The 20531-nt window shown below is 61.5% G+C and carries 19 protein-coding genes; 4 read left to right on the top strand and 15 right to left on the bottom strand.

Annotated elements, in window-relative coordinates:
• Nucleotides 1-58: 58 nt before the first annotated feature.
• From ACOYQJ_RS23110 to ACOYQJ_RS23050, 13 genes are all read right to left on the bottom strand, one after another.
• Nucleotides 59-1675, bottom strand: a complete 1617-nt coding sequence (locus tag ACOYQJ_RS23110; protein WP_422908288.1) for an ISL3 family transposase — start codon at nt 1673-1675, stop codon at nt 59-61.
• Nucleotides 1620-2165, bottom strand: coding sequence for a nitroreductase family protein (locus ACOYQJ_RS23105; protein ID WP_422908287.1), 546 nt, complete (start codon nt 2163-2165; stop codon nt 1620-1622). The genes ACOYQJ_RS23110 and ACOYQJ_RS23105 overlap by 56 nt, the downstream gene beginning before the upstream one ends.
• Nucleotides 2162-3418, bottom strand: a complete 1257-nt coding sequence (locus ACOYQJ_RS23100) for a molybdopterin molybdotransferase MoeA (RefSeq protein ID WP_422908286.1) — start codon at nt 3416-3418, stop codon at nt 2162-2164. The genes ACOYQJ_RS23105 and ACOYQJ_RS23100 overlap by 4 nt, the downstream gene beginning before the upstream one ends.
• 66 nt (nt 3419-3484) lie before the next feature.
• On the bottom strand, nt 3485-5950 hold the full coding sequence (locus ACOYQJ_RS23095; protein WP_422908285.1) for an arsenate reductase (azurin) large subunit: 2466 nt from the start codon (nt 5948-5950) through the stop codon (nt 3485-3487).
• A gap of 13 nt (nt 5951-5963) precedes the next feature.
• Nucleotides 5964-6485: an arsenate reductase (azurin) small subunit gene (locus ACOYQJ_RS23090; protein ID WP_422908284.1), complete on the bottom strand. Its 522-nt coding sequence runs from the start codon at nt 6483-6485 to the stop codon at nt 5964-5966.
• Nucleotides 6486-6653: 168 nt separating this feature from the next.
• A complete protein-coding gene (locus tag ACOYQJ_RS23085; RefSeq protein WP_422908283.1) occupies nt 6654-7901 on the bottom strand; it encodes a sigma-54-dependent transcriptional regulator in 1248 nt (415 codons plus the stop codon).
• Nucleotides 7888-9318: a sensor histidine kinase gene (locus ACOYQJ_RS23080; protein WP_422908282.1), complete on the bottom strand. Its 1431-nt coding sequence runs from the start codon at nt 9316-9318 to the stop codon at nt 7888-7890. The genes ACOYQJ_RS23085 and ACOYQJ_RS23080 overlap by 14 nt, the downstream gene beginning before the upstream one ends.
• 3 nt (nt 9319-9321) lie before the next feature.
• Nucleotides 9322-10170: a substrate-binding domain-containing protein gene (locus ACOYQJ_RS23075; RefSeq protein WP_422908281.1), complete on the bottom strand. Its 849-nt coding sequence runs from the start codon at nt 10168-10170 to the stop codon at nt 9322-9324.
• Between the two features lie 46 nt (nt 10171-10216).
• Nucleotides 10217-10948, bottom strand: coding sequence for an arsenical resistance protein ArsH (gene arsH, locus ACOYQJ_RS23070; protein ID WP_422908280.1), 732 nt, complete (start codon nt 10946-10948; stop codon nt 10217-10219).
• Entirely contained in the window at nt 10941-11363 is a 423-nt protein-coding gene (gene arsC / locus ACOYQJ_RS23065; protein ID WP_422908279.1) for an arsenate reductase (glutaredoxin), read from the bottom strand. Before arsC ends, arsH begins: the two co-directional genes overlap by 8 nt.
• The gene (gene arsB / locus ACOYQJ_RS23060; protein WP_422908278.1) at nt 11360-12379 is read right to left on the bottom strand and encodes an ACR3 family arsenite efflux transporter; all 1020 of its coding nucleotides are present in this window, start codon (nt 12377-12379) and stop codon (nt 11360-11362) included. The genes arsC and arsB overlap by 4 nt, the downstream gene beginning before the upstream one ends.
• A gap of 3 nt (nt 12380-12382) precedes the next feature.
• A complete protein-coding gene (locus tag ACOYQJ_RS23055) occupies nt 12383-12724 on the bottom strand; it encodes an ArsR/SmtB family transcription factor (RefSeq protein ID WP_422908277.1) in 342 nt (113 codons plus the stop codon).
• Between the two features lie 262 nt (nt 12725-12986).
• Nucleotides 12987-13946, bottom strand: a complete 960-nt coding sequence (locus tag ACOYQJ_RS23050) for a hypothetical protein (RefSeq protein WP_244297780.1) — start codon at nt 13944-13946, stop codon at nt 12987-12989.
• A 199-nt stretch (nt 13947-14145) separates the two neighbouring features.
• Here ACOYQJ_RS23050 and ACOYQJ_RS23045 point away from each other — a divergent pair, with 199 nt between their 5' ends.
• Genes ACOYQJ_RS23045 through ACOYQJ_RS23035 form a run of 3 tightly spaced genes read left to right on the top strand, consistent with a single transcriptional unit; the run spans nt 14146 to nt 17697 of the window.
• The gene (locus ACOYQJ_RS23045; RefSeq protein WP_422908276.1) at nt 14146-15780 is read left to right on the top strand and encodes a TnsB C-terminal domain-containing protein; all 1635 of its coding nucleotides are present in this window, start codon (nt 14146-14148) and stop codon (nt 15778-15780) included.
• Nucleotide 15781: 1 nt separating this feature from the next.
• A complete protein-coding gene (locus ACOYQJ_RS23040; RefSeq protein ID WP_422908275.1) occupies nt 15782-16663 on the top strand; it encodes a TniB family NTP-binding protein in 882 nt (293 codons plus the stop codon).
• The gene (locus ACOYQJ_RS23035; RefSeq protein WP_422908274.1) at nt 16660-17697 is read left to right on the top strand and encodes a TniQ family protein; all 1038 of its coding nucleotides are present in this window, start codon (nt 16660-16662) and stop codon (nt 17695-17697) included. Before ACOYQJ_RS23040 ends, ACOYQJ_RS23035 begins: the two co-directional genes overlap by 4 nt.
• Here the strand turns inward: ACOYQJ_RS23035 and scpB are convergent.
• Together scpB and ACOYQJ_RS23025 are read right to left on the bottom strand one after the other, a co-directional pair.
• Complete coding sequence (gene scpB / locus ACOYQJ_RS23030) at nt 17678-18277, bottom strand: SMC-Scp complex subunit ScpB (RefSeq protein WP_422908273.1); 600 nt, start codon at nt 18275-18277, stop codon at nt 17678-17680. The genes ACOYQJ_RS23035 and scpB overlap by 20 nt on opposite strands.
• A 3-nt stretch (nt 18278-18280) precedes the next feature.
• Nucleotides 18281-19165 (bottom strand): DUF1403 family protein, encoded by an 885-nt coding sequence (locus ACOYQJ_RS23025; protein WP_422908272.1) that lies wholly within the window; start codon nt 19163-19165, stop codon nt 18281-18283.
• 126 nt (nt 19166-19291) lie between these two features.
• On the opposite strand from ACOYQJ_RS23025, the gene ACOYQJ_RS23020 reads away from it, so the two are divergent.
• Nucleotides 19292-20431: a tyrosine-type recombinase/integrase gene (locus tag ACOYQJ_RS23020; RefSeq protein WP_422908271.1), complete on the top strand. Its 1140-nt coding sequence runs from the start codon at nt 19292-19294 to the stop codon at nt 20429-20431.
• The last annotated feature ends 100 nt before the right edge of the window (nt 20432-20531 follow it).

Raw genomic sequence — 20531 nt, 5'->3', positions numbered from 1 at the left:
CGGGGGCGGCTTTAACTTTTTTCAAAGTTTGCGACACAGCCACTAAAGGGGCTCTGCCTCAATCTGTGTGGTGGAACGGTAGCATTCTCGCCCGCAACAATTCTGGACCGGCTCGGCCGTACATGGCGCGTTTGAGGGTCTTCAGGCGATTGATCTGACCTTCTGCTTGGCCGTTGCTCCAGGGCATCTCGATGGCGTTTTTGACGGCTTCGTAGTCCCGGTTCACTGTGCGGGCAAAGCGCACGATGGGCGCCAGGTCGGTTTCGATCGCGTCGTCGATCCATGCAGGGAGCGGGTCTGCCACGCGGCCGCGCAGGATACCATTGAACCGCATGGCGAGGCTGCGCATCGATACGAAGGCGGGAGAGCGGGTCTTGAGCGCATCGACTTTACGCGCCTGATCCGAGGTGAGCTTGCCGCGCGGTTTGATGCACAGCGCGGCCGCGATGACCGGGGAGATCGCGTGCCCCGTTTCCGGGTCCCGAACCGGCTCCAGGATCTTGTGTTCTACCTTGGGATCGCTCGCTTGCTGTTCGGCTCTGCGCCAACCCGCCAGCAGCCGCTGCAAATGCGACTGGCTCCCCTCGTAACCACGCTCTTGGATCAGACTGAAAAGGGCGCTGCCAGTTCGAATGCCCTCCTTCCAGCTTTGGCTCAGGAACTCTTCAAAATACCATGGCGAACTCGGCTTCAAAGCGGCCCGCCTGCGGTCCGGTGGTGTTTCGAACTGCAGCCATTTCGCGATGCTGCGACGCGGAAACCCTGTTCGCCGCCCGATCTCGCTGCAGGAAAGTCCCTGATTTCGGAGCGCATGGATGGTGGTGAAAATCTCTTCCCGGGACGTCCTGTGCGCAAGGCGGGACTTCAGAAGGCTTCCGGCTGCGGTGATGTTGTCGGCGTCGGACAGCAGCGCCCTGCCGGTGGCACGGCCGTGAAGGTTCATCTGTTCCTCAATGGCCTGCCGCAGGTTTTGCACGATATGGAACCGGTCGGCGACCTGCTTTGCCTGCGGTGCCCCTTGCCGGGCAGCCTTGGCGTAGAGACCGCACCGATCTCTGCTGATCACTTCCACCTCGGGGTGTCGCTTTAGCCAGTTGGTGCAGGTGACGACATCTCGATCCTCGAGGATGTCGATGACCACGCGACGCTCCAGATCCACGATGATCGTGCCGTAGGTTTGCGATTTCCGCCAGCTCCAATCGTCGATCCCGATGATTGTCGGCGCCTCGGTGGTGCCTTGAGCACACCTTTTCAGCTGCCTGAGCACCGTGTCATCGCTGACCCCAAGGCCCAAACGATGCAACAACCGCTCCGCAGGCCGTCCGCCTGTCGCATGCCCAAGATGGCCGACAATCTCCCCTACACGCGAAGTACGACGTGCAAATGGACGCGCAATCGAGCTGATCTGGTCCGAGAAAGTCCGGCGCGGGCAAGCAGGCGCCAAACATCGCCAACGGCAAACTGCGAGATCAACCGTTACCGCGTCTCCATGCGCGGGATAATCCTGCAGCCACCGACGCCGCCAGCCATGACGTCGGCGTGAATGCAATCCACAGTCTGGGCAAATGCCGTTGGGTGCCAAGACGCCAGATACAATCCACCCGCCGGATTCACTTCGTTCAACGCTTTGAACTGCAACATCGCTGCCCGGCGACCAGTGCTTCTTCGAACTCACAACTATCCCTCCTGAATTTTCCAGTTTCAGGATAGTTGCGCCACACAAAGTGAGGCAGAGCCCAATTAAGGGCTACGCGACACTTGGCATGCAGGTCGAGTGACAAAGCGGCCAGCAGCAGGTTCTGCAACCCCGCCCCGACGCTGATCCATTGCTCCTCTACGGGGACGACGGGGTGGTCTGGCGTCAGACTCGCCAGAATCGCGATAAGACACGGCCCCGCCATCGCGCGATCCCGCGCAGATTGTAGTGTCGCAGCATCGGCGGCAGGATCAGCCTCAAGTGCCGCATTCGCAAAAATCTCGCCCAAGGCCGCCCGCTGATGGGCGGGGACATGAACGAGTTGCAAAGGGTATAGACCACCATGATCGGGCGCTGCGGCCGCAGCACTCGCCAAGACTGCAAGTTCTTCAGGCGAAAGGTCCGGTCCGGTCAGATGCCGTGGCCCGACGGATCGGCGGGACAGGATTTGCCCCAGTATATCCGTCATTCGCACAATGGCTCGACAGTCAGCGACTGGCCCGGTCTGACCACCTCGATTTCCGGAGGGATGACGGCGATCCCCATGGCCAGTGCAATGGGCGACATCGAGGCTGAGGCACCCTGTCCAAGCCGAACTAAGACCGGGCGCCCGAAGGCGTCGCGGGAATCCCACCTGACGGGCACATATTCCCGCCGTCCCGTCGCCCGAACATAGTTGAAGCCTGCGACGGCGGGTAGCCAGGTGTCCGGTTCTTCCGTCAGCCCTGCAGCCCGGCGCAAGGCGGGCTTGGCGATCTGGGAAAAGGTGATGGCGGCAGCGTAAGGGTTGCCGGGCAGTCCGAAATACAGCGCCTGACCAAGCCGACCGACGGTCAGCGGCTTGCCGGGGCGGATCGCGACCTTGAGCACGTCAAGCTCGGCGGCCTCGAGACGTAACGCGTCAAGGATGTGATCTTCTTCACCCGCCGATACGCCGCCCGAGGAAATTACCACGTCATTGGTCTGTGCGGCATGGCGGATGGCAACACGGATGCTTGCGGGGTCGTCCGGAAGGATGCCGAGATCGGTCAGCTCGACCCACGGGAGACGAGACAGCTTCGCCCGCAGAAGCACACGGTTGGAATTATAGATTTGCCCCGGCCCAAGGGCGCTACCCGGCTCGGACAACTCGTCGCCGGTGGACAGGATGGCGACGCGCAGGAGGGGCCGCACGGTGACGGACGCGACACCACAACCCGCCAGCAGCGCCAGCCTGGGCGGGGTCAGCGCCAGCCCGGCGGCCAAGGCCTGGGCACCATCGGCCACATCCTCACCGCAGCGACGGATGTTCTGGCCGGAGCGGGGCGCGTTCGTCAGAGAAATCTTGTCTCCGTCGCGTGAGACCTGTTCCTGCATAACGACGGCATCAGCCCCGAATGGCACCGGCGCGCCGGTGAAGATGCGGGCCGCGGTGCCGGACGCAAGGGTGAGGGCGCGCGCGTCGCCTGCCGCGATGCGGACAGACACGGGCAGGTGCCATGGGCCTTCGCCGGTCAGATCTGACAGGCGCAAAGCATAGCCATCCATGGCGGAATTGTCGAAGGGTGGCAGCGCGTGAGCCGCCATGATCGGAGTGGCCGTCACGCGACCGACCGCTTGATCAAGCGGCAGCATCTCTTGCCCGGTAACTGGGCAGGCCGCAGCGATGGCACGTAGGCGTGCAGCGTCGACGGAAAGCGTTGGCCCGGATTTGCCTGCTGAACAGACCGCAAGACTCGACATGGCTTTTCCCCCTCCCAAAGGAAAAAAGCCCGCCCCGAGTGTCTGGGGCGGGCCGCTGTAGTCAGATCAGAGCATGATCTCGTGGGACTTGAACGAGATGCCCCGGGTCTGGGCAGTCGCATCCGAGATCTTGCGGATGTCGCCCCAGCAGTGCTTGTAATCCGGCAGCACCAACTCGTTCACGCCCGGGTTCACCACATTGCCCTGGCTGCCCGCAGGCGAGCCGAATACCATCGCTACGGTGTTCCGCTTCAGCGTCGGCATCGGATAGGCCATGCCCTGCGTCACGCCGTTGTCGTTGATGATCTCGAGCAGATCTCCCGGGTTCAGGCCCAGATCGACCATGTCATCGGGATGCATCTCGACGAACGGATGCGGATAGCGGTCCTGAACGAAGTCGTTGTCCTGGTCGAGGAACTGGTTCTGCCAGAAGATGTTGGCACGAACGTTGTTGATCCAGAACCGGTGCGCGGCCTGTTCGCGGGCCTTGCCCGGTGCCTGCCAGCCTCGCCAGCCCGCCGCACAGAACAGCGCCTTGCCGTCCTCGCGACCATGCCGGGTGAACACGCCATCGGTGTAAAGGCGCGTTGTACCGACAAGCTGGCCGTTCTCGTAACCAACGACCGGTTCCTGCACACCGTTGTTACCCGCAGCGCGCAGATGCTCGTAGGTCACTGCCGTATGAGCGGCGCCGTAGCCATCCATGAAGGCGTCTTCCTCGGTTTCCCAATCGTAGCCCTGGAACTGGTCGGCATAGGCATCTTCACCCATCTCGCGCAGAACGCGTTCCATGTGCTGGGCGATCCGTGCTGCAATCAGCGCATCGGGCAGGGAGTTGCCGAACGGGTCCATGTACTTCTCGGACAACCGCAAGCGCCGTTCGCCGTTCATCGAGGTGAGGTTCATCTCGTTGGCTTCGCAGGCGGGCAAAATGACATGGGCATTCTGGCCGATCTGGCTGTGAATGATGTCGACGTCCACAACGAAGAGGCCACCGGCGTTGATCGCCGAGACGATGGCATCGACCACCTGCTCGCGTGTGCCGCCAGCGGCCATGTCGATCGCATCCTTGACCATGTCCGAGCGCCGCTTGTGGACCCGCTTGAACTCGGACGCGTTGAGCGTGGTCTTGTAGTGATCGCAGGCCCAGATGTGATGCACGCCGCCAAGCCCTCGGATCAGGAACTGGTCCACATATTCTGAGGGTCGGCCGACATGCGCCTCGGACGGACGGAAGTAGCCTTCTTGGTGGCCGCCCAGACGGCAGACCCCACCGCCGATCCGGCCCACATTTCCTGTCGCCAGCGCGATATTCACAAGCGCGCCGATGGTGCGGTAGTTGTCGTTGCCCCAGATGATGCCTTTTTCGTAGCAGGTCACACATTTGCGGCGGCTGCCATCATCATGGGGCTGGGCAATCCACTCGGCAGCCTTCTGAATATCAGCCGCTGATACGCCGCAGATTTCCGCCGCCTCTTCCAGAGTGGTGCGGCAGGTCTGCATTGCGTATTCGAGGCTGCCGAGGCCCGCCGGGTGGGCGGAATCCTGTGCCACCGCTTCGCCGCCTTGAAAGGTCGATGCAGCGATGAAGTCGGCATCGACCCAGCCCTGATCCACGATGTGCGTCAGCAGCGCATTGAACAGGACCATGTCCGTGCCTTCAGCAATCGCGAGATGAAGCACGTTTTCCGGCCCGGCATATTGTTCGGACGAGGCGATGGTCAGCGTGCGGCGCGGATCGACCACGATCATCTTCGCGCCACCCTGAAGGCCCGGGACCATGTGGTTCAGGTAGAGATTGGTCTGGGTCTCCATCGAGTTCGCGCCGACCATGAAGATCGTGTCGGTCAGCGTGTAGTCCTCGTAGGCGTAATTCAACTCATCCACGCCCATGTCACGTGAGGAATGGACCTCGGAATTATAGGCTGGGCGGTTGTGGATCCGGCAGTTCTTGATCTTCATGCTCTCGAAGTAGAGCTTTCCGGTGCCCCAGGTGTTTTCATAGCCTCCGGCGGAACCGCCGTGGTCGAACATCGACACCACGATGTCGTCCTCGGACCCCTCCACGGCTACTTTCGCCGTCACCCGTGCCACGAGGTCAAGTGCATCGTCCCAAGACGTCGGTTGCCAGACACCGTTGCGCCAGACCATCGGATCAGAGAGACGTTGCTGCTGTGTGCCGGTCACCTTGGATGGCCGGTTTTCGGCCATGCGTGCTCCGCGGATTGACCCCAGGCCCGAGTTGACGACGCAATTGGCATCAGGCTTGACCACCAGATGCACGTCGCGGCCGTTCTGGCGGACTACGTTATACATCGAGGGGGCATACCATGCCTCCGTCTCCATGAACTGCTGTTCGCTGAGGTCGACTCCGAACTTGTTCTGGTTCGGGGCCGTGCCGCCCTGACGGTTCATCGGCCACGTATAGGCCTTGTAGCCACAACCCACGATGCAGTAGTGGCAGGTGACGTTGAATTCGTCTGCGTCTGCGGGGATGATCGGCAGACGATCAATTTGTCTCTTGTAAGCCATTGATCTCTCTCCCTTATGCCAGAACGTTCGAAAGACGACCGTAAATGAGCTCATCCACGCCCTCGGCAAAGATGTCGCCCTGGTTGTCGACACGAAGCAGGAACTGAGCGAGGTTGCTTGTCGCATGTCCCCAGATCTGCTGTCCGCCAGCTTCGCAATCGAAGCGGGAATGGTGGCCGGGGCAGTTGAGCGTCTTGTCTCCGGCCGAATAGCTCATCAGCCAGCCCTTGTGCGGGCATAGAACGGAGAACGCCACGATATCACCATCCGGGCCGACGCCACCCTCGACTGCCTGGCCGAGCTTGAGCAACACACCCGGGCTGTCGGCATCGGGATAGGCAACCTCAAGTGGTTCGTTCACCACCAGATCGGCGATGTTGGCAAGGCGGTTTGCCGGGTAATCGACGCGGGCCAGTGCCTGCGCCTTGGCCTGTTCCGGTGTCATCACAGTGGCTGCAACGGCGCCTGCCGTCGCCATCACGCCGCCTCTCAGAAACTGTCGACGTCCTGCGTCGACCAACTTGTTGCACTTCATTGGCTAGATTCCTCCCTGGCTCATCAAGTGTCGGATGATTGCCATGAGCCTAACGCGTGCTTTCAGGGCGCGCGATGGCACAGAGAGGCATGCCGCGCTGCGGCTATCCCATGATTTTAAAATGGAAAATTCGATGTTCGGAAATCCGAACACATGCAACGGGATTTATCAGGATCCTGACAGCCCAAGTTTCTGCATTTTCTCCCAAAGTGTTGTGCGGGCAATCCGCAAGAGCTTTGCCGCCTCGCCGATCTGGCCATCGGTCCGGTCGAGGGCAGCAATGATCTGTGCCTTTTCCGCAGCTTCGCGGGCTTGGGCCAAGGACATCATGTCGTCCGGTCCTGCAAGACGTTCGGGGAAGAGATCTGAAGGCTGCAACAGTGGCCCTGTCGCCATGGCCAGCCCACGATGCAATCTTGCCCGAAGTTCCCGGCCACCGCCTGTCCAGTCATGGGTGCGCACCGCCTCTTCGCAAAGCGCTCCGATACCGGTGAGCTCGGGTGCATGACGAGGAGCCAGCTTTCGAAAAAGCTGCTGAAGCAGCCAGACGGCATCTTCGGGTCGTGTGCCGAGCGGCGGTATTGGGATTTCGATCCGTGCTAACCTGTAGAAAAGTTCAGAATTGAAAGCACCCTGCCCAATCAGCGCCTCGAGATCGTTTCCACAGGCTACGATGAGTCTGCCGTCGAAGTCTTTATCCAGCCGCTCCAACAGGTGCGCCTGGACCTGTGCGGTCATCTTGCTGATAGAGTTGATGAACAAGGTTCCTTCACCCACGGTATCAACTCCACCGCCTGGGCGGAACAAGGCCGCCTCCGCGTCGGCTTCGCGCGCGAGATTGACCAAAACGAATGGGGCAGCAGACCGGTCTGACAGGTCATGGATACGTCGCGCCACAAGGTCCTTGCCAGTTCCCGGCCCGCCCCGGATCAGCACGGGATCGCTTGCCTTTGCAGCCTTGACGATCAGCGCTTCAACCCGGCGCGCCGCGACAGAGACCCCCATCAAGGGCGGAAAGTCATCATCCTGAAACGGCTTCTCGCGGTTTCCGACGAGCAGGCTGAGGCGCTCGAGGAAGACAGACATTTCGAACGGTTTGGTCACGTAGTCCGCGGCCCCCGATTTGATCAGCCGGACCGCCTGACCGATCCCACCTTGCCCGGTGATGAACAGGAAAGGTGGGGGTGTCCCGGTGCGCAGAAGCGTTGAAAACAGCTCCTCTCCCGACCCGTCCGGCAGGCCGATATCACAGATCACTGCGTCGATTGGCTTCTTGGGGGTGCGGATTGCGCCGAGCGCCCGCACCATCTGCTTCAGCCAGAGAACCTTCGCCCCTTCCAGTTCCAACCGCTGCAGCAGCGACCCGCCCATGATCTCGTCGTCCTCGACAAGAACGATGTATCTATCCTTTAGCATCGCGCGCCTCCCATGACGCAGGCAGGGTGACAGTCACGCGCGTTACGCCATTTTCTTGCGCATGGCAGACAGCGCCACCCATTGTTTTCGCGAGGTCGCGGACCAGTCGCAGCCCGACGCCGCCACCGGGCAAGAGCGGACCGTCCCCGAGCAAGCGATCCAACGCTGCCTGCGGCATGGACGCGCCCGTGTTCGTGATCTTAAGGCTGAGGTTGCCGTCCGTTGTACGGGCCATCAGGCCGACGCAGCCGTTTTGGCCTGCCGCCGAGCAGGCGTTCAGCAGCAGGTTGAGCGCAATCTGCCGCACAGGCCCGGCGGACAGGCTGCACCCTATGACCTCTGCCGGATCGACAGACCACTCCAGATCCAATGCCAGTCGCGAGACCTCGGGTTGGATCAACAGCTTGATGTCCTCGAAGTCATCGGATGTCAGCGCGCGGGTCTCGGGGTCCATGCGGTTCTGGTCAAGGGTTGCTCGGGTCACATCACGCAAATGGCGCAGGCCCCTGTCGAGCAGATCTGCCGACTGACGCACCACCTCGGGACGATCAGGATAGCTGCGGATCGTATCTGTCGCGTTCAGTAGCCCGCCGAGTGGGTTGTTGATCTCATGCGCCAGTGACGAGGACAGACGGCCAAGGGCAACGAACCGTTCCCGTTCCGCCAACCGCCGCTCGGCTTCGGCCTTGGCGGCTACGGCGCCGACCATCGAGTTGTAGGTACGTGCCAGCCGTGCCAGTTCGCCATCGCCGCGCGGGATGTCCGCGGCCGGGATGGGATGCGGCTCTCCCTTCGTCTCGGTCATCTGGCGTGCCAGCGTCGTGACCGGCTTCAGCATCCTTCGTATCGCCAAAAACCCCGCCATCGACAGAAAGCCGATGGCAACCGCATTGCCCATGATCAAATAGAGCAGCGCCTGCCTGCGTTCCGACAGAAGGTCAGCAACATCTAGCTCAGTCGCGATCTGCCCGACGGTGCGTCCCTGGTAGGTCAACGGCGCAAGCAGGCTGAGGATGTTTGACGCGCCATCCACCGACAGGTCATCCAGCGCCACCGCATCACTGGCAAGGGCTGCGATATCGCTGTCCATGGGAACTCGTCTCGGGTCAGTCGCTGCCAGAACCTTTCCACGCTCATCGGCCACGGCCGTCAGGACCATCCGCCGCCCCTCGCTCCCCTGGGCCGCCCGGTCGAGAGTGTCGTAGACCTCCCAGATATCATGACGCAGGACAAGTGGGCCAAGGGCCACCGACAATCCCTCGACATGCATCCGTGCCAGTTCCTGAATCCGCGCGTCCTGAACCTGCGCCAGCGACCGCAGGACCTGTTGGGACGCCACCGTGCCCACAAGGACCATCATCGCCGCCGCAAGAAGCGGGAGCTTGATCGACAGGGGGATGGGGGCAAACCACTTCATGCTTCAGGGTTCCAGATCGGCCATGCGGACGGCGATTCCATCGAACAGCGCAGGGTCAGCTTGCTGAAACCCGTCCAGTTGCAGCGACGCCAGCGCCTGTCGGCCTTCCTCCGTCTCGGCGAGGTTCATCAAAGCGGTTTGCAGAGCCTGAACCGGCTCAGAAGCCAGGCTGTCGCGCCGCGCGCAAACAGGGGGAAACCCCAGCCATTCCGACCGGGCGATCACGCGTGTACGCGCGGTCAGACCCGGTTCGATCACGGCCAGCGCTTCCCAGACATAGCCATCGACGCTGCCGGATCGCACCAGGCCATCCGCGACCGCGCGCACCACGTTACGGTGGCCAAAGGTGAAAATGGATCGACTGAAGAAGCCCTCGACCTGTTCCCCCATCCGGCGCAGATCGGTCGCGGTCACAAGATAGCCAGAGTTCGAATCCGGGTCGGAAAATGCATGCGTGCCCCCTTGCAGGTCGGACAGCGCTTCCGCTCCATCTTCAGCCCCGACAATGAGGTAAGACTGGTATCGCGGGCCACCGCGCCACACAGGCACAGCAACAAGATCCAGCAAATCGGCGTGCTGGAGATAGGGATAGCCGCAAAGCCAAGCCGCATCGACACTACGTTCCAGCAGAAGGCCAGTGATTTCCTGATAGGTGCGACGCTGAACCAGTTCGATCTCGCGCCCCATCCCGCGCGACAAGGCGCGCCGCAGGCCGTCTATGATGGCTGCATCGTTGTCGAGAAACACCGGCGTCAGTCCAAGGCGAAAGACGGGCTGCGCCGCCGCATGACGAGCGATGAAGACTGCAAGTCCCGCTCCGACGAAAGTGCGGCGACCGATTAAATACTCCATGATCTCAGGCCCCTCCCCTGGCCGGGATCCAGTCCCTTGGTGCCGATCACAGTCCGGATTGATTGACCCGCGCCGACAGTTGAGCCGCGCTTTCGCGGCGTTCAGAATAGCGGTCCACAAGATAGTCCGCAGAGTCACGCGTCAGAAGCGTGAACTTCATAAGCTCCTCCATGACATCGACGATGCGGTCGTAATAAGCTGACGGTTTCATGCGGCCAGCTTCGTCAAATTCGAGAAATGCCTTTGCGACCGAGGATTGGTTGGGAATGGTTAGCATCCGCATCCAACGCCCGAGCAGCCGCATCTGGTTCACGGCGTTGAAGCTCTGCGATCCGCCCGAGACCTGCATCACTGCCAGCGTCTTTCCCTGCGTCGGGCGCACGGCGCCCTCGGACAGCGGGATCCAGTCGATCTGCGTCTTCATCAACCCGGTCATCGCGCCGTGACGCTCAGGGCTTGACCAGACCATGCCCTCGCTCCATGCGACTAGATCGCGTAGCTCGCGGACTTTCGGGTGGCTGGCATCGACCCCGTCATCAACCAGCGGGAGGCCGGATGGATGGAAAAAAAGCACTTCCGCCCCCAGGCGCGTAAGGATGCGCCCGGCCTCTTCCGCGGACAGCCGGCTAAATGAGCGGACCCGCAGCGAGCCATAGAGGATCAGAATACGCGGTGGATGCGTTCGGACGATCGTAGGCCGCAGTCGTTCGCGGTCGATTGAAGCGAAGTGCTGCTCATCAAGCTGAGGGGTGGTCAGGTTCGTCAGGTCGTCAGGCAATTCGTTTTCCCCGATCATCAATAATGAGCTGACCGTCTTCCTTCGCAAGCGGCCCCGGCGGCAGCGTTTCAAGCAGGTCTAGAACGGTTTCAGATGGGCGGCAGAGCCGAACGCCCTTATGCGTGCAGACGAAGGGGCGGTTGACGAGGATCGGCTGTTCCACCATCGCAGAGAGGAGAACCTCGTCCGACACACCGGGCACGGTAAGCCCCATTGCTTCTGCCGGGCTTCGCGCAACGCGCAGTGCCTCCCGTGGGGTTACGCCGGCCGCAGCGAACAGACCTAAGAGCTGTGCACGCGTCCAACCCGTTTCCAAGTAGTTGATCACCGTTGGCAGGGTGCCCGCAGCGTGCAGAATCGCCAAAGTGTTGCGCGATGTCCCGCAGTCCGGATTGTGGTAGATGACGACACTCATGCCGGAAAGCGCTCCCTTGTGCGGTTGGCGAACCAGACGAGTGAAAGCATCACGGGAACCTCCACCAGAACGCCGACCACCGTCGCCAGCGCAGCCCCGGAATTGAGACCGAACAGGCCAATGGCCACAGCAACGGCCAGCTCGAAGAAATTCGATGTGCCGATCAGCGCGCAGGGGGCGGCCACCTTGTGCGGCACTTTCCAGCGCCACGCCCAGAAATAGGCGATGGCAAAGATCCCGTAGGACTGGATCAGGATCGGCGTGGCAAGCAGGACGATCAGGAACGGGTTTTCCGTGATGACGCTGCCCTGAAACCCAAACAACAGCACCACCGTCAGGAGCAACCCCAGAACCGAGGCGGGCTTGATCCGCGCGGTAAAGGCAGAAACTGCTGTTTCTCCGCCCCGGGTCATCAGTCTGGACCGAGTGAAAATGCCCGCAGCAAGCGGCAGAACGACATAGAGAACCACGGAAAGAACCAGCGTTTCCCAAGGAACGGCGATATCGGTCACGCCAAGCAGCAGAGCCACGATGGGCGCAAAGGCGAAAACCATGATCACATCGTTCAGTGACACCTGGACCAGCGTGTAATTCGGATCCCCCTTGGTCAGTTGCGACCAGACGAATACCATCGCCGTACAGGGTGCCGCGCCTAGCAGGATCAGCCCGGCGATGTACTGGCCTGCATCCGACGGGTCGATCAGGTCCGCAAAGACGTACTCGAAGAACAGGACGCCGAGGGCGGCCATGGTGAACGGCTTGATCAGCCAATTCACGACCACGGTGATGATCAGGCCTTTGGGGCGCTTGCCCACGCCTTTCAGCGCGCTCAGATCCACGGCGACCATCATCGGGTAGACCATCGCCCAGATCAGGACGGCGACAACGAGATTTACCGAGGCGTACTCGAGCGCTGCCAGCGCTGCAAACAGGCCGGGCAGTAACGAGGCCAGCACGATGCCCGCGACGATGCACAACAGCACCCAGACAGACAGATAGCGTTCAAAAAGGGACATTGATCAACCTTGGGCTCTAGCAGGGTTTACGCAGCAGGCGGATTCGCTGCGAATGATGTCGAGTTCTTCAATCAGCGCCGAGAGAGGCTGCAAGGCCCCAGGGCTGAGCGAATAGCAGACCCGCGGCGGGTCGATCTGCCCTTCGATCACGCCAGCATCTTTCAGAATGCGGAGATGTTCGGACACCGTGGACTGCGCGAGGCCGACGGCCTCGACGATATCACCGCCGATACAGCCCGGTGTTCGCGCCAGCAGCCGCAAGATCCGCAATCGCGCCGGATGGCCCAGGGCCTTGGCTGTTGCCGCCATTCTCATGTCCTCAAGGTCTTGCTGGAATTCTGTCATCTTGGCCTCATCTAAAATCGGCTATCGTCGTTTACCGATATGTTTTCGTAACTGCCGACGCAAGCGAATTCATTGGCGAGTGGCTGGGGAGCTCGGTACGCGGATAGTCAATCACCGCAGTTTCCGTGGCAGAGTGCCCTTGCCGGCACCTTATCCTCTACCGCATCGGTGCTATCCGGATCACCAACTTGCACAGCTTGAGCAAAGTCTTGAATGTCGGGGCGATCCTGTAACCCACCAAGTGAAGGACCGTTCAGAGCCGTCAGTTCGTGGCGCGCCACATCCTGTACCGCCCCTGCCCTGTCACTTCGCGGATCAGCCCATGCGCTTCCATCCAGGCAAGGTTGCGCTGGACTGCGGCGCGACTGGCGCCGGTCATCGCCTCGGCCATCGGAGCGGATACAAGGGGCCATTCGGTCACCACAGCGCGCAAGGCACGCGGGGTCTTGCCCGAGAGTGGGGTCATCTCCGTTTCCGCCCTCGCTGACCATGCCTCGATATCGTCAAGGTGCCGCATTGCGGTCAGGCAGGCGGTCTCCAACCCGTCAAGCCATCGCGCCAGACGATCAGCGGGTGGGCCGCCCGCGCGCAGTCCCCCTGCCCCGCCCATGGCCAGAGGTGCAAAGACTGCTCCCTTGCCCTCGCTGGCCGCGATCCGCGCAGCTGTGACGGCCGCCTCCATTCGATCGCTTTGCTGCCCGAGTCCCGCGAGGCTCCAGAGGTGAAAGCCCAAGCAAGCACGGGTGATCGGGTGCAACTCGGAAGCTTGCGCCGTAAGGTCCAGCCAACCGCCTGCGCGATCCGCAAAAGGTTCGGCCTCATCCGCGAGGTTCTCGGGGTCGCGGCGGTCAAGGAAGGCGGAAAGGTCTACCTCCGGTCCTGGCCCACCGGATAGCCGCCGCACCGCCCAACCGACACGCGCGAGCGCGGCAGTGTCGTCCTGTACGCCGGACAAGCGCATGGAGATCCAGAGCGCCAGCCGATCTGGGCCAATGCGGTCACCCGCGAACCAGCTGAGGTCGGCAGCCTCGAACAGGGCAAGCCTGTGCCGCCATCCTTCCGGGCCGCGCTTCAGCCGGTCGTCCAGCGCACCGACTCGACCGGCCACACGGGCAAGACGCGCAGCATGACCCGCCTCTGCTTTGCGCCAATCGTCGAGGACCTCGGCGTCACGCGGCTCGGCCCGTGGTCCCGGCGGCAGATAATCCGGCTCCTCTTCCATGGGACCGGGCAGGAACCAAAGATCGTCCTCTGTCGCAATTGCTTTGCCGTTTCATCAAAAAGTTCTTACAGGATTCCAGTAGTATGAAGCGTAATCCGACGTGGTTTTTTACGTTTCGATTTCAATTTTTAGCTCGCGTTTCAACAAGCGAGAGAATGGGGCAGAAGATGGGTTTTAGAAACCGTGGAGCGGCGGGTTCATGACGCTACGCGAAAACGAAGCGTCTGACGACGCTTGGACCAAGGCAACGCGTATCGCGCGAGAGCTGGATCGCATTCTGGACGGGCAAGAGCCTGTGCGCACCGCAGTTTCTCGGGCCGCATCCGAATTGCGTCTCTCGACGCGCCAAGTCTACAACCACCTGCGCCGATATCGCACCGAACGTCGGGTGTCTTCACTGTTGCCAAAGACAGGTGGGGCGAGGCGCGCAAGGATCAGCCCGGCTGTTGAGGAGATCATTTCGGCAACACTTCGGGAGATGTGGCTTCGGCCCGAGCAACCGGACCTTGCGCCGATCGTCGATGAAATCCGCACCCGTTGTGTCAGCGAGGGTCTTGATCCGCCCGCCTATGTCACCGTTTCCAAGCGTATCCCACGACTGTTCACGCCCGAGGACATTGCACGACGACGACATTCAGGAGGGAAAAGCCTACGGCGCCTGAAACCCCGCCCAGGCTATATCCGGGCCAACCACGCACTCGATGTCGTCCAGATAGACCACACCCCCGCCGACATCCAGTTTGTAGAAGTCATCGATGGTCAGGGCATCTATGTCGGACGCCCCTATCTCACTATCGCAGCCGATGTTGCAACAAGCGCGCTTGTTGGCTTCTGCCTGACCCTCGAGAAGCCCTCACGCCTGTCGGTCGCCCTCTGTCTTGCGCAGGCGATGTGCCGCAAGGAGGACTGGCTGGCAGCGCGCGACATCAATCATTCCTGGCCGATGTTTGGTCGCCCGAAGAAGGTCGTCGTGGATTCCGCTATGGAATTCAGAAGCACCAGTTTCATCCGGGGATGTGCTGATTACGGCATTGCAATTGAAAGCCGGAACAAGGGGACCGTCCATCGTGGCGGGGTTGTCGAACGGCTTCTCGGCAAGGTGAATTCGGTGCTACGCTCCCTGCCTGGCAAGACCGGGCGTTCCATCGCGGATCGGGGTGAGTACCTGTCTGCAGACCTTGCGAGGCTCAACTTTGCAGACCTCGAACGCTGTATCGCGCTGGCGATTATCGATCACAATCTTAGCCAGAATGAACGCAAGCTGACGGTCCCGACCAAGGAATGGGAACGAAAATGCCGTCAGCCGGATGGCCCGGAAGACAACCCTTTCGACGTACTGCTCAGCTTTCTCCCGCACAAGACACGCAGGATTTCACCTCAGGGTGTCAGCCTGTTTGCCAACGACTATTTCGATCCATGGTTGGGCCCATTGGTCGCCCGCCGTGATCGATTGGATGCTCTCGATGTTCGTTATGATCCTCGGGACATGAGCCACATCTACCTCAAGGATCCCGATACAGGAACTTGGCGCCCTGTGGCGCGGCGGGATGGACTGCTTGAGGCGGTCACCCTCTGGCAGCACAGGGCCGAGAGAAACCGAGCGCGCGAAACCGGCCGACGTCCGATCGAGGAGAAGACCGCGATCCGCCGCGAAATCGCGGCGACCGTGGAAGCCTCGGCAACGAAGAAGCAACGGCTGAAGGACGTCGCACGGGCCAGGCATGCGGCTCATGCGCCGAAACCCTACCAGAGCCTCACTCCTGCCCCGACACCAATCCGAAAAGCCCCTGACCCTGAGCGCCCGCGCCGCGTCTTTCCGGTGGAGGATTGGTGAAATGACGGATCACCTCCTGGACTCCGCTGCATCACTTCTCGATGCCGATGACGCGTGCCGCATCGCCCATATCCGGACGGCCCGTTGGATCAGCCATCCGGTTGCAAGTCGCGCCCATAACGCCATGCGTCTGCTGCTTGATCGGCCAGTAACATTGCGCCCCAGAGGGCTCTTGCTGACGGGCCCCTATCATAATGGCAAGACGATGATCGCCGAACGCTTCGCGATTGAACATTTGCGTCAGTCAGAACGTCAAAGGATCTGGGTGATCCAGACCCGAGAAGGTGCCGGGCTGTCTCACTTCTATGCCAGCATTCTTGCCGGGTTGCGCGCGCCTCAGGCATCTGGTTGGCGCAGCCTGTCGCGCGCGGGCGAGCAGGTGGATCATTTGCTGGACAACTTGAAACCCCGACTGCTCATCTTCGATGAGTTTCACAGCGCCCTTCGAGGGCGCCGACAGGACGTGAAAGCTATCTTTTCGTTCCTGCGCCGTATCGCACGTGTCCACGATATCTCGCCCGTACTGGTCGGCGAGGTTGCGGTCTATGATGCGGTACACGATACCGAGGAAATGGGGTCGCGGTTCGATACGATCCCTGTTCCCAGATGGTCGTATGACGAGGATTTCGCGACGCTCCTCGACAGTCTTGAGAACAGCATGCCTCTCGCCCGCGCCTCGGACCTGTCGCGACCGTCACTGGCTGAGATCATCCATGAATTGTCAGAGGGCTTGATCGGAGAGGTCGTCGATATTGTGAGCAACGCGGCTATCAAAGCGATAAGGAAGGGCGAGGAACACATTTCCGAAGCGACCATCACCTCGCTTGGTTACACGCCTCTGTCGAAACGCCGAAGTGCGCCTTTGCGCCGCGAAATGATGTGACCCAGTCTGCGTCCGAGATCACAGTCACACCTGCGCGCGACTACGGCAATGAGGTAGGGCAATGCTGGCCCGTCGTCGTTGCACCGGCACCCGGAGAGCTGCTGTCGAGCTGGCTACATCGGCTGGCGATGGCCAATGGAATTCCACCTCAATATTTTGGGCGGGTCTTGGGTGTCACAGGTGCAGATTGGTCTGCGAAGCTTGACCGAGACCTTCCCGGGCGAATCCTCAGATTGCTGGTCGATCGAACCCGGTTGCCTGCCGAGGATATTGATGGCCTGGCTTTGCACCGCGACCCACTAGGCCGGTTGCGATTGCGGCAGATCACAGGATCAGGAGATGCCCGCACATCGACTGCTCGGGTCAATCGCCTGCAATATTGCCCGGCATGCCTGAAAGAGGATCGCGCACCGTTCTTCCGGCGCGGCTGGAGCCTGGCGACGCGCGTTTCCTGCTTTCGGCATGGATGCCGCTTGCGCGATCGCTGCCCTGCCTGCGGCGGCGGCATTGCGCCTGCTCGACAAAACCGGCTTCTGCCGCATCATTTCTGCGTCTGGTGTGATGCTGATCTCCGAAAACCCACCCTGCCCGCCGAGTACGATGTGCAGCGTCTCGAACGGCTCATCGACGATCTGCTTCGACTGCATGTTGCGGGACATGGACGGCATGGAAAGGCATCCCTGACCGCAATGCTTGGGGCGGCTTGTTTCACGTTCAATGGCGAGCCGACGTCGATTGCGCGCTTGCCGCAGTGGGTCCGCTACGCATTGTTCCGCCAGTTTGCCGACGGAATGACGCTCCTCCAAAAACATTCCAAGCATCCTGCAATTGATCTCTGGATGCGCATTGCGCTGGCTGCGCCCAAGCATTCCGACCCGGTGGCGTCATTGAGTGCAGAGATTACGTCACAGATAACACCGCGAGAAAAGACGCGCTCCAGACTTCCTGAATTGGCGGACTTACAGCTGGTCATCAACCGCCTTCATTCAAACCGCCGCACATCATTGGCAACGGCTATGCCTGCGAATGAATGACTCCTGCATCCTCCAACTGCTCCCGATCGGGCAGGTCCTGCAGCGACTCCAGATCGAACGCGACCAGGAACTGCTCCGTCGTCACATAGGTATAGGGTGCTCCACGCCGCGGCGACCGTGGGCCGGTTCCGATCAGGTCGCGCGCATGCAGTCGCCCGATCAGATCGCGGCTGATCTCCTTGCCGAAGATGTCCTTCAGCCCGTCGCGAGTAATCGGCTGGTGGTAGGCGATGGCGGCCAGGACAACGACGTCGAATTCGCTCAGATCGAGTAGCTGGTCCCCGACATCTGCCGCCGTGCGGATTGCGGGCGCGTAGCAGGGTCGTGTCCGGAATAACCAGCCGCCAGCGACCTGCGCAACTTCAAAAGCCCGTCCCTCCAGCTCGGCGGCGAGGTCTTCAACCAACAGGTCAACCGAGGCCCCCTGCCCCACCACGCGCGCGAGGTCGTCGCGCGGCACTGGGGAAGCAGAGGCGAAGAGCACCGCCTCGATCCGCCGTATCCATTCCCGCCAGCGCAAGTCGGTTGGCAGATCGTCCAATTCCCGATCGAAGTCAGTTTCGACGTGTTCCGTTGCCATCGCTCAGATCCCGTAGAGCCGGAACGTGTCGCGGCCGGTCAGCTCGCGCACCGCGCCGAGATCGACCAACCGGTCACAGAGCCGCCGTGCGGACCGGTCCGGTAGTGGCAGGGCCGCAGGCGCGACGGCATCTTGGGTCAGGAACATCGCGACGGCGGCCTGTGCGCCTTTGGCGCGCAGCTTCGGCGAGACCGCCTTCAGGTGTGCAGCCCGGCGCGCAAGGTCGGCGGCCTGCCGCACAGCCTCGGCTGCCGACGACAGGAGTGCTCGATGACAAGCCGAGCGTAGGTCTTCGCCGCGCTTGCGCATGTCGGCGCGTTTCAGGCCTGCGGCCAGAAGCGGCACGACATGACCCCAACCAAACGCCTGAGCGAGGGTCGCGTCAGCAAGGACGAGCGCGGGCAGCTCGGCACGGGGGGCATCGTTGAGTACCGTCTCCAGCACCATTGCAGCGCGACTGACCGGTGCCCCCTGCCCGGCATCGAGCCAACGCGCGATCTGATCACCCTGAAGTTCAGGCAGCGCTTGGACTAGAGCTTTCACGGTCACCGGCTTTTCCGTGGCGCGATGCCACGCCAGACAGATTTCGCCTGCCGGGCCGGGCAGGTCGCCGGGGCGCAGAAGATGGACCACGTCGCGCAGCTCCCCTGCCCCGTCCAGACGACCCGAAAATGCGACACAAGCCTCCGCTGCGCGCAGCGCTAGCCGATCCCGTAACAAGGCTTGGGGGACCGTCTGTCGCCCCAACACAAGATGCAGGTGGCTCAGTGCTGCGCCCGACGAAAACGCCACATCTTCAAGGGTTTCGGCGCGTGCCGAGGTGACCCAGGGCGGCATCCTGGGTACGCTGTCAGGGTCGCTGTCGAAGGTCGGGTGGGCATATGTCATGCCACAACACTATCTCGCTGCGGCGCTTTTGACTACCATATAGTGTAGAAACCGCCCCTCTTTGCCGAGCCTTTATATGTCCAATAACCTTGTGTTATTGGACATATAAATGATATGCTCAAAATCATGGATAGTCTCACGAATAACGGCACCAAAATCGAGGGTTCGGGCGGGTCCGAAGCTGAGATTTCGAGCTCAGCGCCCGATACCGCGCCGAACAGTGACAAGCGCGACGAGAGAACTTCTCGGGACGGAGCCTCAATCGCTCTGCCCGCACATATCGCCGGTTCCGGCGCGCTCGACCGGCTGGTCGACACCGCCCGCGATTACGCTGAGGCTTCGACAGCCGAGAATACCAACAAGGCCTACGCCGCTGACTGGAAACACTTCACCCGCTGGTGCCGGTTGAAAGGGACTGATCCCCTGCCCCCCTCGCCCGAGATGGTCGGGCTCTATGTGGCTGATTTGGCCGCACCAACCGGGAAGGCACCCGCACTTTCGGTCTCCACGATCGAGCGCCGTCTCTCCGGCCTCGCTTGGAACTACAGGCAGCGCGGGTTCACTCTTGATCGCAAGGACCGCCACATCGCCACCGTTCTGGCCGGGATCAAGCGCAAGCATGCGCGCCCGCCGGTTCAGAAAGAAGCAATCCTGCCTGAGGACATCCAGGCCATGGTGGCCACCCTGCCCTATGATCTCCGCGGGCTCCGAGACCGGGCGATCTTGCTCTTGGGCTATGCAGGTGGCCTGCGCCGTTCGGAGGTGGTCTGCCTTGATGTGCATAAGGACGATACACCGGACTCCGGCGGCTGGGTCGAGGTCGTCGACGGCGGCGCCCTGCTCACCCTCAATGCCAAGACCGGCTGGCGCGAGGTCGAGGTCGGGCGTGGCTCAAGCGACCAGACCTGTCCCGTCCACGCGCTGGAGCAATGGCTTCACTTTGCCAAGATAGACTTTGGCCCGGTCTTCGTGCGCACCTCACGGGACGGCAAACGTACCCTAGAGACCCGCCTCTCCGATAAGCACGTCGCCCGGCTGATCAAGGCGACCGTTCTGAAGAGTGGCGTCAGATCTGATCTGCCAGAGGCAAAACGGCTGGCAATGTTCTCCGGCCATTCCTTACGTGCCGGGCTCGCCTCGTCGGCAGAGGTCGATGAGCGCTATGTCCAAAAGCAGCTCGGGCACGCATCGGCTGAAATGACCCGGCGCTACCAGCGCAGGCGCGACAGGTTCCGAGTGAACCTGACGAAGGCCGCGGGGCTTTGAAGCTCCCAAAACTTGACGCGTTGGTGAAGCGCTAAGGTGAAATTCCAGCGCTTCAGTTTCAGCTTACTGCTTCAATTGAAATCGGGAACTAAACGCGACA

Origin of the sequence: Pacificoceanicola algae (assembly GCF_049341065.1) — a bacterium.
GTDB lineage: Bacteria > Pseudomonadota > Alphaproteobacteria > Rhodobacterales > Rhodobacteraceae > Pacificoceanicola.
This window is presented reverse-complemented; position numbering and strand designations above follow the sequence as displayed.

Coding starts and splice junctions, on each gene's coding strand:
- ACOYQJ_RS23105 (WP_422908287.1), bottom strand. CDS start 2,165: ATGACGGATATACTGGGGCAAATCCTGTCCCGCCGATCCGTCGGGCCA.
- ACOYQJ_RS23100 (WP_422908286.1), bottom strand. CDS start 3,418: ATGTCGAGTCTTGCGGTCTGTTCAGCAGGCAAATCCGGGCCAACGCTT.
- ACOYQJ_RS23095 (WP_422908285.1), bottom strand. CDS start 5,950: ATGGCTTACAAGAGACAAATTGATCGTCTGCCGATCATCCCCGCAGAC.
- ACOYQJ_RS23090 (WP_422908284.1), bottom strand. CDS start 6,485: ATGAAGTGCAACAAGTTGGTCGACGCAGGACGTCGACAGTTTCTGAGA.
- ACOYQJ_RS23085 (WP_422908283.1), bottom strand. CDS start 7,901: ATGCTAAAGGATAGATACATCGTTCTTGTCGAGGACGACGAGATCATG.
- ACOYQJ_RS23080 (WP_422908282.1), bottom strand. CDS start 9,318: ATGAAGTGGTTTGCCCCCATCCCCCTGTCGATCAAGCTCCCGCTTCTT.
- ACOYQJ_RS23075 (WP_422908281.1), bottom strand. CDS start 10,170: ATGGAGTATTTAATCGGTCGCCGCACTTTCGTCGGAGCGGGACTTGCA.
- arsC (WP_422908279.1), bottom strand. CDS start 11,363: ATGAGTGTCGTCATCTACCACAATCCGGACTGCGGGACATCGCGCAAC.
- arsB (WP_422908278.1), bottom strand. CDS start 12,379: ATGTCCCTTTTTGAACGCTATCTGTCTGTCTGGGTGCTGTTGTGCATC.
- ACOYQJ_RS23055 (WP_422908277.1), bottom strand. CDS start 12,724: ATGACAGAATTCCAGCAAGACCTTGAGGACATGAGAATGGCGGCAACA.
- ACOYQJ_RS23050 (WP_244297780.1), bottom strand. CDS start 13,946: ATGGAAGAGGAGCCGGATTATCTGCCGCCGGGACCACGGGCCGAGCCG.
- ACOYQJ_RS23045 (WP_422908276.1), top strand. CDS start 14,146: ATGACGCTACGCGAAAACGAAGCGTCTGACGACGCTTGGACCAAGGCA.
- ACOYQJ_RS23040 (WP_422908275.1), top strand. CDS start 15,782: ATGACGGATCACCTCCTGGACTCCGCTGCATCACTTCTCGATGCCGAT.
- scpB (WP_422908273.1), bottom strand. CDS start 18,277: ATGGCAACGGAACACGTCGAAACTGACTTCGATCGGGAATTGGACGAT.
- ACOYQJ_RS23025 (WP_422908272.1), bottom strand. CDS start 19,165: ATGACATATGCCCACCCGACCTTCGACAGCGACCCTGACAGCGTACCC.
- ACOYQJ_RS23020 (WP_422908271.1), top strand. CDS start 19,292: ATGGATAGTCTCACGAATAACGGCACCAAAATCGAGGGTTCGGGCGGG.